Genomic DNA, 12,729 nt, shown 5'->3' with positions numbered 1-12,729 from the left:
AGAAAGTCTTCGAAATTAATTTCCGAGGGTTAGCGTCCTAAATTTAGGAGTTCTCCGATGTTGTGGTGTGCTTCTAGAGGGTGGCGCAATTTAATTTCTTTTTTGATTTTGTATTTATTCCGCCTGCCTTCTTTCTCAATTTTTAGAATCTTTGCCTCTACCAAATCTCGAACAATGGCTTGGACAGCTCGTTCGGTGATGCCGACCAGAAGTGCCACCTCGCGCAATAACATTTCCGGGTTTTGGTTTAAACAAATCAGTACGTGGGAGTGGTTCGAAAGGAAGGTCCATTCTATACTTTTTTTTGCAGTTTTAGCTGATTTTTTCTCGGTCATCATCTTTTCCAAACATGAGAAATGGAATGGTTCGGTATTTTACAATTTCACCTGAGTGTGCCAAAGCACAATCCATTAAAACAAGAAAATGTTCCTCTTTTTTTTCAATCAAAATTCAAAAAAATTTTTTTTGTTTGCTTTTTCAGTCTAATATACGAAAAATAATTCATGTAATAAAATACATATATAGGAGAAATCGACCATGGCAGAAAAAAACGTAGAACAAAATGGGACGACCACCATTTCTCTCATCAAAGGAGATGGGATCGGGCCTGAAATAACGGATTCCGTATTGCGTATATTGGAGGCATCTGGAGCAAATCTCAAATTTGTGGAAGTAGAAGCAGGGGAAAAAGTCTATCTCTCGGGAAAGACCTCCGGGATAGCCGATTCGGCCTGGGATGTCATGAGAAAGTATCCGATTCTTTTGAAAGGTCCGATCACCACTCCCAGAGGGACAGGCTACAAAAGTCTAAATGTTACCATACGAAAGACATTGGGTCTCTATGCAAATTTACGCCCGGCACGGACCTACGACCCCTTCGTAAAAACCAAACATCCTGGTACTGACTTGGTGATTGTTAGAGAAAACGAAGAAGATACGTATGCGGGAATCGAACATAGGCAAACAAGGGAAGTCACGCAGTGTTTGAAGCTCATCACCAAACCAGGAACCGAAAAAATTGTACGCTACGCCTTCGAATTTGCAAGGTCCAATGGAAGGAAGAAAATCACCTGTATGGTAAAAGATAACATCATGAAAATCACGGATGGTCTTTTTGCCTCAGTCTTTAAACAAATCTCAGAAGAGTACCCTGAGATCAGTACAGAAAGTATGATCATTGACATTGGTGCAGCCCATCTTGCGAACAACCCACAAAGATTTGATGTCATTTTGGCTCCCAACCTTTACGGTGATATTTTATCCGACATCGCAGCTGAAGTTACTGGCTCGGTTGGAATGTGTGGATCATCCAATATAGGAGATAGCATCGCAATGTTTGAAGCGGTCCATGGATCCGCACCTGACATTGCAGGAAAAGATATCGCAAATCCGACTGCTTTAATCAAAGCCGCAGTGCTAATGTTAGTCCATGTGGGTATGCCTGAAAAAGCGAATCTGGTTAGGAATGCGGTATTAAAAGCTTTAGAAGATGGATACAGAACCGCAGATATTTTCACAGGAGAAGCAAACACACAAAAGGTGGGAACAAAGGCATTCACCGATGCCATTATCAAACGATTGGGTGAAAAGCCAAAGCAACTCGAAGTGAGAGAATTGACCAGACCAAAAACTGTTTCGTTGGTAAAACCGAAGCATTTGGAGGTAAAGAAGTTAGTTGGAGTTGATGTGTTTATCGACGAATATGAAAATCGCAATCCAGAAACTCTTGGGAAAAAAATGGATGGGATACAAAATGCTTCACTCCATTTAAAAATGATTACAAACCGAGGTGTAAAGGTCTATCCACAGGGACAACCAGAGACCTTCCTGACAGATCACTTTCGGTGTCGGTTTGTTGTAAATGAAGGTAAGTCCGTACAACCAAAGGACATAGTAGATTTGCTATCCAGTTTCATTGGACTCGGCTTTGATGTGATCAAAACCGAAAATCTATACACCTTTGATGATAAACCTGGCTATTCTTTGGGACAAGGGGAATAATTTTTAGAGGGGGCTCTAGGTTGATAAAAATGGAGAGCCCCAATACTTTCAATAGTTATAGCAGCTAATTTTCACTCTGATGTAATAATGGCTCTTGCCAAGAAATCAGGCACAATGTACAATTTGCTTAATGAACAGTGTATTTAGAAAGGTTTCTTTGCATGGGGAGCAAACAAGTCCCAATGAGCTTCCTATGGTGTATGAAGGCTCTCCTGGCTCGGATCCCAAGCTACTCATTGATTGGATGCAACAGAATAAATCTGAATGGACTAAGGATCTAAACAATTCTGGTGCAATTCTATTTCGCAATTTTTCTTTTTCTAGTCCAAAAGAATTCCAAGAGTTTCTTCTCTCCACCAAAGAGCCTTTAGGTGAATTTTATCTTGGCACTTCACCAAGAGACCAAATTGTTCAATACGTTTTTACGGCAAGCGAACTGCCTCCTCATTATCCCATCATGCAACATGCGGAAATGAGTTTTTTAGACAATCCACCTAAGTATTTATTCTTTTTTGCAGAAAGAGCTTCGGAAAGAGATGGCGAAACACCTATAACAGACTTGAGAACTATTTGGGAGGAAATGCCAAATGAAATCCGAGATAAGGTACTCAAACATGGGATCAAATATAGGAGAAGGTATGATGGTCCAGCTCAGAAAAAACGATACTCGCTATGGAAGACAAAAAGATGGGACGAGATGTTTGGGACAGTAGATAAAACGGAAGTAAAAAAAATCTCTGATCAAAATCGATTTCAATTGCACTGGCAAGGTGATGACCAATTAACAATTGTAAACCATCAAGACGGTATACGCCAGCATCCTACTACCAAAACTACAGCTTGGCATAACCATAGCCAAACATTTCACTTCCAAGCAGCTGTCTCTGAAGTTTGGAGTATATTCAAAAGACAAAAAAGCATACGTTCTTTTTCTGTTGCTTTACTTTTGACGATTTTGACAGGAATAAAACGTCTTTTGGGTCCAGAATCCCATGATGTTCACGTCACATATGGCAATGGGGAAGAAATAAGTACAAAAGATATGAAACTCATTTCCAATTTATTTTGGAAACATATGAAGATCTTCTCATGGAGAACAGGTGATATTTTGATGATAGACAACTATTCGGTTTCTCATGGTCGGCTTCCTTTCAAGGGGCCTCGAAGAATATTAGTAGGCTGGGCAAACTCATGAACATAGATGAAGTTAGATTAAACTTTAATAAAGACTCAATTCTATTGATCAATCTTTTGATAGGATTTATTATGTATTCGGTATCATTGGATTTGCGTTGGAAAGATTTTGTAAACCTGTTCCGAAATCCGAAGCCAGCTCTAATCGGATTGATTAGCCAATATTTACTTTTGCCGCTAACGACCTCACTTATCATACTTATATGGAAACCTCATCCCAGTTTAGCATTGGGAATGATTTTGGTAGCGGCATGTCCAGGTGGTAACATGTCAAATTTTTTTACTTTATTGGCAAAAGGAAATCTTGCACTATCGGTAAGTCTGACTGCAATCACTTCTACTTTGGCATTTGTCATGACACCTATTAGTTTTCTATTCTTCGGTAGCATCAATCCAATTACGAAAGATTTTTTAAAAGAAATCGCTCTCAATCCATCCGATTTGTTTACTTCGGTGGCGATGTTACTTCTTCTCCCTTTAGCACTAGGACTTTGCAGTAGCCATTACTTTCCCAATTTGATCCAAAGGGTAAAATCTTGGTTACAGAGGATATCTTTATTATTCTTAGCCTTTTTCATAGTTGGTGCCCTATTGGCAAACTTTCGCTACTTCATTGATTATATTCTTATTCTATTTGGATTGGTATTTTTTATGAATGCGGCTGGATTGTTTGTTGGTTACTATTGGTCCTCTCTATTTTCACTTCCAGTCAAAGATAGACGCACGATTTCAATCGAAACGGGAATTCAAAATTCAAGTTTGGGTTTAGCACTTGTTTTTTTATTCTTTGATGGACAAGGTGGCATGGCTCTTATCTCTGCTTGGTGGGGGATCTGGCACCTTATCTCAGGTGCCACCATCTCTTATATTTGGTCAAAAAAGTCTGCGGAAGCAAACTCTTAATGGATTCACTCTTTTAAGATTCGCTTTAGTAAATTTTTATTTCCTAATATTTTAAGAGTCGAAGCCAAGCCACCCATCATTGCTCCCGCAATTCCAGGGGAACCTCCGGCGTCCACTCCCGTGAGATACAATCCTTTGATAGGTGTCTCAACCTCAAACCACGGTGATTTGGCTTTGTCATATCTCTCTGGGACACAAGCTAAACCATAGATGGCACCATCTGGGTGCCCTGTGAAATGTTGGTTTGTAAGCGCAGTGGAAACTTCTACATATTCAATGATCTTTTCAAATCCAGGAAAACGAGTTTCTAAAGTTTGGATTGCTTTCCTTGCAATCCTTTCCTTCAAAGCTTCATAGTCTTCCCCTCTTTTTTTCCAAATTTGCTCTTTCCATGGATCAAAAAGAGATGCATCACAAAATGTTATGACATCTGCTGTGTGGTGTTCAGCTAACGGATCTTTGAGACTTGGAAAGGAAAGGTATAAATTGCCAATAGGGCTTTCGGAAAAAATCCAATCATTCCTGCTTGCAAAATTTTTCTCATGGTCATTGGAAGCAAAGATCCAATGATTTTCGCCAGCAAAGCCAAATTTGGCGGGGCTCTCGGAAAGTCCTAAATAGACGCATATACTAGTTGCCATTTTTTCCCTTTTATAAAAAGACCTGAGTGCTTCTCTAAATTGGATAGGTTCACTTTCTGGGACTAAAGAATTGTAGGTATTCCAAGCCCCTATGCCTGAGACTACTATCGGTGCGTAAAATTCTCTTATAGGTTGTTTGCCTCTCAAAAACTGTGCTCGAACGCCTATTGTTTGTTTGTTTTGAATTAAAATCTCTTTCACTTCTGTTGTATCAAGGATTTGGCCAGATTTTTCTTCTATGAGAGGTTTTATACTTTTAAAGATATTCCCCCCACCTCCGATGGGGTAGTAACCACCATTTAAATAATGCACCACTAAGGCTGCATGAGTTGCAAACAAACACTTCGAAGGCGGCAAACCATAGTCGCCCCATTGAGATGCCAAAATTGCTTTCAAATCTGGGTCTACAAAATTCACATCTAAATAATCTTTTAAGCTTACTATATTCGAATTTCCTAATTGAGATTGAAATGCAGACAAGTCTGGTGCCGATGATTTCATCATCATTGATTTACCAAATAGGGCGGCTGCTTTCTTTATATCTGCAAAGTATTGAGTGATTGCTGTTTCTTCTTTTGGGAATGCTGCAATCAGGTCTGTTTGGAAACGTTGAGGATCTCCGAAGAGTTCGAATGTGCGGTTGGGATAAACAAATTTCTCAAATGGTTCCGCCATCCTTTGCCAATCGACTCCCTTATGTGTAATAGTATCCATAAGGGTCCTACTGAATCCGCCCGTCTGCATATCACCGATATAATGGATACCTACATCCCAGTGAAATCGATTCTTCCGAGAGAAAGCATGCGTGAACCCACCTGCCTGGAAGTGCCGCTCGATCACCAAAATTTTTTTGTTTTCGAATTGTGCAAGTAAACTGGCGACTGTTAAGGAACCCATACCGGAGCCTATACAGATAACATCATATTGTGAATCTACTTCTTCAAATTTCATGGTGATCGAGTTCCTTTTTGGAAATGAATGTAAAACAAAAACATTTCATGTTTGATTGGTCTATCTCAATCTTACTCTAGAATTGTTTACTTAACAAGAGATTTCTTAAGACAATCTTAATCTCTTAAACGAAATCTTAAGTCCTATTGCCTTGCCTTGTTTCAGTAGGTATGTTACCCTTATCCTATGGCTGATTTCGGTTATTTAATCTTTTATTTTTTTCTCCTCTTCCTTTTGTCACCACTATACGGATATTTTATGGCATTCGTTTTCAAAAAGGAATCTATTTGGGGAGAAAGAAAGGTGTTTTCCTATCTATTTTCTGGTAGTCCTATGGGACAATCAGCCAATGAATACCTTCGTTCTCTACTGGTCTTTCATGGATTAGGTGGCATCATCTTATTTGGAATTCTAATGTTCCAAGATCGGCTACCCTTAAATCCGCTCCATTTAAATGGACTTTCCTGGCACCTCGCCTTGAATACGACGATTTCATTTATAACAAATACCAACTGGCAAGCTTATTCAGGTGAGAGCCAACTTTCCTATTTTTCACAAACTTTAGGACTCGCCCCACAAAACTTTTATAGTGCCGCAGTCGGTATTTCAGTTCTCTGTTTTGTGGGAAGAGGATTGAGTAGTTCCCAAACAAACGAGTTCGGAAACTTTTGGGTAGACTTATATAGAGCAACTTTCTATATTTTATTGCCTCTCTCGATACTCCTTGCTTTGGTTCTAGTTTCACAAGGAGTTGTTCAGTCTTTTGATGCTCCCATTCAGTCGATAGGTTTGGATGGTTTTAAACAAACAATTCCTTTAGGGCCGGCGGCCTCTCAAATTTCGATCAAACAATTGGGAACAAATGGCGGAGGTTTTTTTGGTGTCAATAGTGCTCATCCGTTCGAGAATCCCACTGCAATTTCAAATTTTTTAGAATCATTTTCCATTCTATTTTTGCCTGCGGCATCCATTTTTCTTTTTGGTAAGTTAGTTGGCTCATTTAAACATGCATGGGTTATTTTTTTTGTTATGCTCACTTTTCTTTTCATCGGATACGCAATTGTCTATAGCAGCGAAGTCAATACAGCAGGAATATGGGAAGGGAAAGAAACTAGATTTAGCTGGATCGAATCAACTTTTTGGATGAGTGCAACGACTGCAGCTTCCAATGGATCTGTGAACGCAATGCACGATAGTTTTTCTCCGTTAGCTGGATCGATTGCCTTATTTCAAATGATGATTGGTGAGGTTATCTTTGGAGGAGTTGGGACTGGAATGTATGGAATGTTTCTTTTTATAGTTCTTACAGTCTTTCTCTCGGGACTTATGACAGGAAGAACACCTGAACTATTTGGAAAAAAAATAGGAAGCTTTGAAATGAAGTGGACTCTCTTCGGCATACTTGCCCCAAGTGTATGCATTTTGATTGGGTCTGCCATTTCAACCTTTTTTGAATCTGGCTATTCTGCGAAAGGTCCTCATGCACTCTCACAAATTTTGTATGCCTATTCTTCTGCATCCGGAAATAATGGATCTGCCTTTGCCGGATTTGCTGCAGATTCAATCTGGGGAAATCTCTCTCTCGGAGTTTGTATGTTAGTTGGCAGGTTCAGTGTCATAGCCTCTTCTATATATGTAGCAGCCTCTTTAGGTAAAAAAATTACTGCAAAAAGTACAGAAGGAAGTTTTCGAACAGATACAATTTTGTTTGGAATACTTTTGTTTTCCATTTTGATACTTGTCTGTGGTTTGACATTTTTCCCCTTCCTAACATTGGGTCCGATACTCGAGCATTTTCTACTTGGTGCAGGTAAATTTTTTTAGGAGTCTATATGTTGAAAAATTCATCCTTGTTTTCCAGAGAATTACTTTTTAGAAGTGTGATTTATTCCTTTCAAAAATTGTTACCAAAATATGCATTTTCCAATGCCGTGATGGCGACAGTGTGGTTGGGTACACTGATCCTCTTTTTCCAGGTTTGTTACAATCTGTTCACAAATAAGCATAGCAATTTGGATTTATCGATTTTGGTTTGGCTCATCTTGACACTTTTATTTGCTAACTTTGCAGAAAGTTATGCGGAAGGAAGAGGTAAGGCACGTGCGGATAGTTTAAAAAAAATGAGAATATCCACTCAAGCCAAAAAAGTATCCAAGATAGAATCAAAAGAGTATACTGCCATCTCTTCTAGCGATTTAAAAATAGGTGATATAGTATTCGTGGAAGCCGGAGATCTAATACCTTGTGATGGAGATGTTGTATTTGGAATTGCAACAGTTGATGAATCTGCAATGACCGGTGAATCTGCACCTGTTATACGAGAAAGCGGAGGGGATAGATCCGCAGTGACGGGAGGCACAAAAGTACTTTCAGACTTTTTATACGTTAAAGTAACGGCGCTACCTGGAGAGAGTTTTTTGGACAAAATGATTGCAATGATAGAAGGTGCAGTTAGGCAAAAAACGCCGAATGAAATTGCACTTGGCATTGTTCTTTTCACTTTAACATTCCTGTTTGCAATTACGGTCGTTTCGCTCATTCCAATCTCAGAGTTTGTTGGTAGGCAGATGGGTGAGAAATGGAGTTTGCCCATCTCGGTTTGGATTGCATTATTTGTCTGTCTGATACCTACAACAATTTCTGCTCTTTTAAGCGCCATAGGTATATCAGGAATGGAAAGACTTGTACGTTATAATGTAATTGCAAAGAGTGGAAAGGCAGTAGAAGCGGCTGGTGATATCGATGTTTTATTGTTAGATAAAACGGGCACAATTACTCTAGGTAATCGCGAGGCAAAGAATTTCATTGCTGCCGATGGCGTAAATGAAGAAACGCTGGCGGATGCTGCACAACTATCATCCCTTTCGGATGAAACTCCTGAAGGAAGATCCATCGTTGTACTCTCTAAACAAAAGTTTGCGATTCGTGAGAGGAATTTAAATGCCCTCGATGTCACTTGGATACCATTCTCTGCGGCTACAAGAATGAGTGGTATTGATATAAAAGAAAGCGGACAAATTGTTCGATCGATTCGAAAAGGATCTTTGGATTCGATAGAAAAATACATAGATTCTCTGGGAGGAAGTCTCTCCCCAAATATTAAACAAAGGGCGGATGAAATTGCAAAAAAAGGAAGCACTCCTATACTAGTGGCTGAGGGAGACCAGGTTTTGGGTATCGTAGAACTCAAAGATATCGTCAAAGGTGGTTTAAAGGAAAGGTTTGCTACATTGAGAAGAATGGGTATTCGAACAGTCATGATCACAGGAGATAACCCATTAACAGCAGCAGCTATTGCGGCTGAAGCAGGAGTAGATGATTTCATCGCAGAGGCTACACCTGAACGTAAAATGGAACGAATCCGAGAAGAACAAAGTAAAGGTTCTATGGTGGCTATGATAGGTGATGGGACAAATGATGCCCCAGCACTTGCTCAATCGGATGTTGGGGTTGCCATGAATACAGGAACTCAGACGGCAAGGGAGGCAGGTAATATGATCGATTTGGACAGTAATCCAAGTAAATTGATAGAGATTGTTGAAATTGGAAAACAATTATTAATGACAAGAGGTGCCTTAACTACTTTTAGTATCGCAAATGATGTAGCAAAATACTTTGCAATTATCCCAGCAATCTTCCCTATGGTAGGAGCACTCAATCTGATGAAATTGGCAAGTCCTGAAACAGCAATTTTATCAGCTGTGATTTTCAATGCGATTGTGATACCTCTCTTAATTCCTTTGGCTCTTCGAGGTGTGAAATATACACCCAAATCACCGGACTCTGCATTACTTCGAAATGTTTTTGTCTATGGACTTGGAGGTATACTATTTCCTTTTTTTGGAATTAAATTAATCGATATGATTATAGCAGGAGTTATAGTATGAAAGTTAATCACCCAGTTTCAGATTGGCAAATCGGTATTCGATTTATTTTTGTTAGTTTAGCTATTTTGGCAGGATTATATCCACTTCTAGTCACTGGTTTTGCAATCCTCATTTTCCCGATTGAGGCAAAAGGTAGCCTACTCGAAAAGAATGGGAACATCGTAGGTTCTCGATTGTTTGCGCAAAACTTCTCTTCTAGCGGTTTATTTAAGGCAAGACCGAGTGCAGGTGATTACAATGGCCTCCCGAGTGCGGCCTCCCAAAGCTTTCGAACTAGTCTTGATTGGAGATCCAAAGTAGAAGAAAGAAAAGTGAATCTTATGAAAAGCGGTATAGATCCAATCCTATGTGAAGAACTTTTGTATTCTTCAGGTTCTGGCCTTGATCCTCACATAACATTAGAATGTGCTCGAGAACAAGCCCGAGTGTTGGGAGTCTCGAAAGATAAAGTAGATCAAATTCAAATGCTCATAAATAATCACATAGAGGAAAAAAAGTGGCATTCCTTTGGGAGAACCATTGTAAATGTCAACAGCTTAAATTTTGAGCTTTTGAAAGGTGGATATGAGCGATAGAACGCCTGAGGATTTTTTAAACTTAGCAAACCAAGAAGAAGCTAAATCAAAAGCGAGTCTGAAGGTATTCTTTGGGATGTCTCCTGGAGTTGGAAAGACCTATTCTATGTTAAACGAAGCACATCGCTTGTTGAAAGACGGTTTTGATGTTCAAATCGGAGTCATAGAAACTCATGGAAGATTAGATACTATGAAATTAGCGGAGGGAATTCCTCAAATTCCATTGAAACAAATCAACTACAAGGGAAAAACTTGGTTGGAAATGGATATTGAAGAAGTCATCCGGAGAAATCCGCATACAGTTTTAGTCGATGAGCTTGCGCATACCAATATCCCAGGTTCGATCCATAGTAAAAGGTATCTGGATGTCTTTATGCTTCTCGATGCAGGTATCAATGTTTTATCCACTGTCAACGTACAACATTTGGAAAGTCAAGTCGATTCTGTGGAGCGTATCCTGAGAAGCCCTGTCAAAGAAACTATTCCTGACGTAATATTGGAACGTGCAGATGAATTGATTTTAATAGATATTATTCCTGATGAATTGCTCCAAAGGTTAAACGAAGGAAAGGTTTATTTTTCGGAAAAAATTGAAAAGGCAAAAGAGAATTTTTTTAAAAAAGAAAATTTAACATACTTAAGAGAATTATCTCTAAATTATACAGCTAGGTATGTAGAACATCGTATGCCGCATGGCAAAGAACGTGTACTTGTTGCTATATCGGCAAGTCCACATTCAAAGAATATTCTAAGATATGCAAAAAAATTATCGCTCGAGAGAAATTCTGAATTATTTGCTATGTTTTCAGAAAATACCGACACTCATCACTCAGCTGAGATGAATGATCTCATTCGAGCTCATTTGCGATTGGCAAAAGAGTTAGGTGCAGAAGTAATTCACTCTTATCATGCAGATCCTGTGCTGGGTATCTTATCCATCGTGAAAGAGAAAAGGATTCAAAGATTGGTAATTGGAGGTTCAGGAAAAAAGAACATCTATTCATTTTGGAAACGTTCCATTCCGGAAAGAATTGTTGCATTGGCCGAAGGAGTTGAGGTAACAATATTACCTACACCTTTAGAGAATGTCCACTCCCAGACTTTAAGAGATGGTTTGGCTAAACTGATACCATCTTCGAACTTGCGCACCTATGTTCAGACATTTTTAGCAACCTCACTAGTCACGGTGTTCAATTTATTTTTAGAGCCATTCACTGGTTACTGGACGGTTTCTATCATCTATCTTTTTTATGTGGCTTTTCTGGGTGCCTTTGTCAGTAGAGGACCAGTTCTTTTTGCGGCTTCTTTGTCTGCAATTTTTTGGAATTTTTTATTCATACCTCCTGTTTATACATTTCTCATAGAACGACTTGAAGATGCTTTAATGTTCGTAATCTTTTTTTTGATTGCGCTCATCAATGGTAGTATGACTGCCAAGTTAAGAAAGAATGAAACCATTTTAAAAACAAGAGAAGAACGATTATCTCTGTTATATGAGCTAACAAGGGAATTATCACAAACTTCTAAATCAGAGAGAATCTTACCTATAGGACGACGTTTCTTTGCCCGAGCCTTTCCTTTTCCCGTGCGACTTCATCTCTACCAAAACCACTCATTTTATCCAGATATAGAAGACTCTAAAGAACTTGCGGTTGCTACGTTAGCATTTCAAAACAAAAAACCTGCAGGAAAGTTCACCGATACACTATCTCTGTCTAGTTTCACGTTCTATCCTCTTCTCTCACCAGGCGGAACTGCGGGGGTAATTCAAATTGAATCAAATAAAGAACCAACTTTAGAACAAGAAGTTTTGATGAATACAATTGCAAATCAAATAGCCTTGGCTCTAGAAAGAGATATTCTGTCTGAGGAGGCAAAAAAGAATTTCTTAATTCAAGAATCGGAGCGTATGTACAATTTGCTTTTTAGTTCCTTATCTCATGAATTAAAAACTCCCCTAACATCCATTCGTGGATCTGTCAGCGCGCTCTTAGATCCGGAAATTGACAAGATTCCCTCAGCAAAGAAAGCATTATTAGAAGAGATCCAAGAAAGTGCACTCGTTCTGAATCTACTGCTCGGAAATTTACTAGATATCAGTCGTATTGAAAGTGGTCATTTAAAATTAAAAAAAGATCTAGTCCATCCCAAGGAAATTGTACAGGATGCGATTTCTTACCTGGGAAGGAGTAAAGATGAGCATCCGATTCAAATTTTAATGGAGGAAGCTCTTCCTACAATTTCAGTCGATAGAGTATTGTTTGCCCATGCTTTATTTAATCTTTTATACAATGCTTGTCTTTATACAAAAAAGGGAACAGAGATTCGCATCATACTGCAAAAAAAGTTGAATCAACTTTTTTTAATCGTGGAAGATGACGGGGAGGGTCTGCCTGAAACTCCTAGCCTAGTATTCCAGAAATTCTTTCGTGGAAATGCAACGGGTAAAATCGGAACAGGACTGGGACTTGCAATTACAAAATCAATTGTTGAGTTGCATGGCGGCCTTGTGAAGGCAGAAAACTCTGAAATTAAAGGAGCTAGATTTACAATAGAAATTCCAATCCTAAGCTAAAT

The 12,729-nt window shown here is 39.1% G+C and carries 10 protein-coding genes; 7 read left to right on the top strand and 3 right to left on the bottom strand.

Translation table 11 applies throughout. The annotated features are described in order from the left end of the window. Positions 1-29 precede the first annotated feature (29 nt). Both DI060_RS08215 and DI060_RS19255 read right to left on the bottom strand, forming a co-directional pair. Positions 30-335, bottom strand: coding sequence for a winged helix-turn-helix transcriptional regulator (locus DI060_RS08215; protein WP_108975551.1), 306 nt, complete (start codon positions 333-335; stop codon positions 30-32). Next, positions 313-447, bottom strand: a complete 135-nt coding sequence (locus DI060_RS19255; protein ID WP_282097138.1) for a hypothetical protein — start codon at positions 445-447, stop codon at positions 313-315. The genes DI060_RS08215 and DI060_RS19255 overlap by 23 nt, the downstream gene beginning before the upstream one ends. Before the next feature lie 90 nt (positions 448-537). Between DI060_RS19255 and DI060_RS08210 the strand changes: the two genes are divergently transcribed. The 3 genes from DI060_RS08210 to DI060_RS08200 all read left to right on the top strand — a co-directional run bounded on the left by DI060_RS08210 (position 538) and on the right by DI060_RS08200 (position 4,098). Further along, complete coding sequence (locus DI060_RS08210; protein WP_108975549.1) at positions 538-2,001, top strand: NADP-dependent isocitrate dehydrogenase; 1,464 nt, start codon at positions 538-540, stop codon at positions 1,999-2,001. A 130-nt stretch (positions 2,002-2,131) separates the two neighbouring features. Further along, on the top strand, positions 2,132-3,196 hold the full coding sequence (locus tag DI060_RS08205) for a TauD/TfdA family dioxygenase (RefSeq protein WP_108975546.1): 1,065 nt from the start codon (positions 2,132-2,134) through the stop codon (positions 3,194-3,196). Continuing rightward, positions 3,193-4,098, top strand: a complete 906-nt coding sequence (locus DI060_RS08200) for a bile acid:sodium symporter family protein (RefSeq protein ID WP_108975544.1) — start codon at positions 3,193-3,195, stop codon at positions 4,096-4,098. Before DI060_RS08205 ends, DI060_RS08200 begins: the two co-directional genes overlap by 4 nt. 5 nt (positions 4,099-4,103) lie before the next feature. Here the strand turns inward: DI060_RS08200 and DI060_RS08195 are convergent, their stop codons facing one another. Beyond that, positions 4,104-5,690 carry a phytoene desaturase family protein gene (locus tag DI060_RS08195; RefSeq protein WP_108975542.1) on the bottom strand — a complete coding sequence of 529 codons (1,587 nt, stop codon included), beginning with the start codon at positions 5,688-5,690 and terminating at the stop codon, positions 4,104-4,106. A 186-nt stretch (positions 5,691-5,876) separates the two neighbouring features. Between DI060_RS08195 and kdpA the strand changes: the two genes are divergently transcribed. From kdpA to DI060_RS08175, 4 genes are read left to right on the top strand one after another with little or no spacing between them, the layout of a single operon-like run. Beyond that, the gene (gene kdpA, locus DI060_RS08190; RefSeq protein ID WP_108975540.1) at positions 5,877-7,514 is read left to right on the top strand and encodes a potassium-transporting ATPase subunit KdpA; all 1,638 of its coding nucleotides are present in this window, start codon (positions 5,877-5,879) and stop codon (positions 7,512-7,514) included. 8 nt (positions 7,515-7,522) lie between these two features. After that, complete coding sequence (kdpB, locus tag DI060_RS08185) at positions 7,523-9,577, top strand: potassium-transporting ATPase subunit KdpB (RefSeq protein ID WP_108975538.1); 2,055 nt, start codon at positions 7,523-7,525, stop codon at positions 9,575-9,577. Then, on the top strand, positions 9,574-10,152 hold the full coding sequence (locus DI060_RS08180) for a potassium-transporting ATPase subunit C (RefSeq protein WP_108975536.1): 579 nt from the start codon (positions 9,574-9,576) through the stop codon (positions 10,150-10,152). The genes kdpB and DI060_RS08180 overlap by 4 nt, the downstream gene beginning before the upstream one ends. Beyond that, entirely contained in the window at positions 10,142-12,727 is a 2,586-nt protein-coding gene (locus tag DI060_RS08175) for an ATP-binding protein (RefSeq protein ID WP_108975534.1), read from the top strand. Before DI060_RS08180 ends, DI060_RS08175 begins: the two co-directional genes overlap by 11 nt. Positions 12,728-12,729 lie beyond the last annotated feature (2 nt).

The organism is Leptospira ryugenii (assembly GCF_003114855.1).
Taxonomy (GTDB): domain Bacteria; phylum Spirochaetota; class Leptospiria; order Leptospirales; family Leptospiraceae; genus Leptospira_A; species Leptospira_A ryugenii.
The sequence above is the reverse complement of the archived record's forward strand: the minus strand, read 5'-3'. Positions and strand labels throughout refer to the sequence as shown.

What these genes read in the sequence shown, in the direction of transcription:
- DI060_RS08215 (WP_108975551.1), bottom strand. Translation starts at nt 335, where the DNA reads ATGACCGAGAAAAAATCAGCTAAAACTGCAAAAAAAAGTATAGAATGG.
- DI060_RS08210 (WP_108975549.1), top strand. Translation starts at nt 538, where the DNA reads ATGGCAGAAAAAAACGTAGAACAAAATGGGACGACCACCATTTCTCTC.
- DI060_RS08205 (WP_108975546.1), top strand. Translation starts at nt 2,132, where the DNA reads ATGAACAGTGTATTTAGAAAGGTTTCTTTGCATGGGGAGCAAACAAGT.
- DI060_RS08200 (WP_108975544.1), top strand. Translation starts at nt 3,193, where the DNA reads ATGAACATAGATGAAGTTAGATTAAACTTTAATAAAGACTCAATTCTA.
- DI060_RS08195 (WP_108975542.1), bottom strand. Translation starts at nt 5,690, where the DNA reads ATGAAATTTGAAGAAGTAGATTCACAATATGATGTTATCTGTATAGGC.
- kdpA (WP_108975540.1), top strand. Translation starts at nt 5,877, where the DNA reads ATGGCTGATTTCGGTTATTTAATCTTTTATTTTTTTCTCCTCTTCCTT.
- kdpB (WP_108975538.1), top strand. Translation starts at nt 7,523, where the DNA reads ATGTTGAAAAATTCATCCTTGTTTTCCAGAGAATTACTTTTTAGAAGT.
- DI060_RS08180 (WP_108975536.1), top strand. Translation starts at nt 9,574, where the DNA reads ATGAAAGTTAATCACCCAGTTTCAGATTGGCAAATCGGTATTCGATTT.
- DI060_RS08175 (WP_108975534.1), top strand. Translation starts at nt 10,142, where the DNA reads ATGAGCGATAGAACGCCTGAGGATTTTTTAAACTTAGCAAACCAAGAA.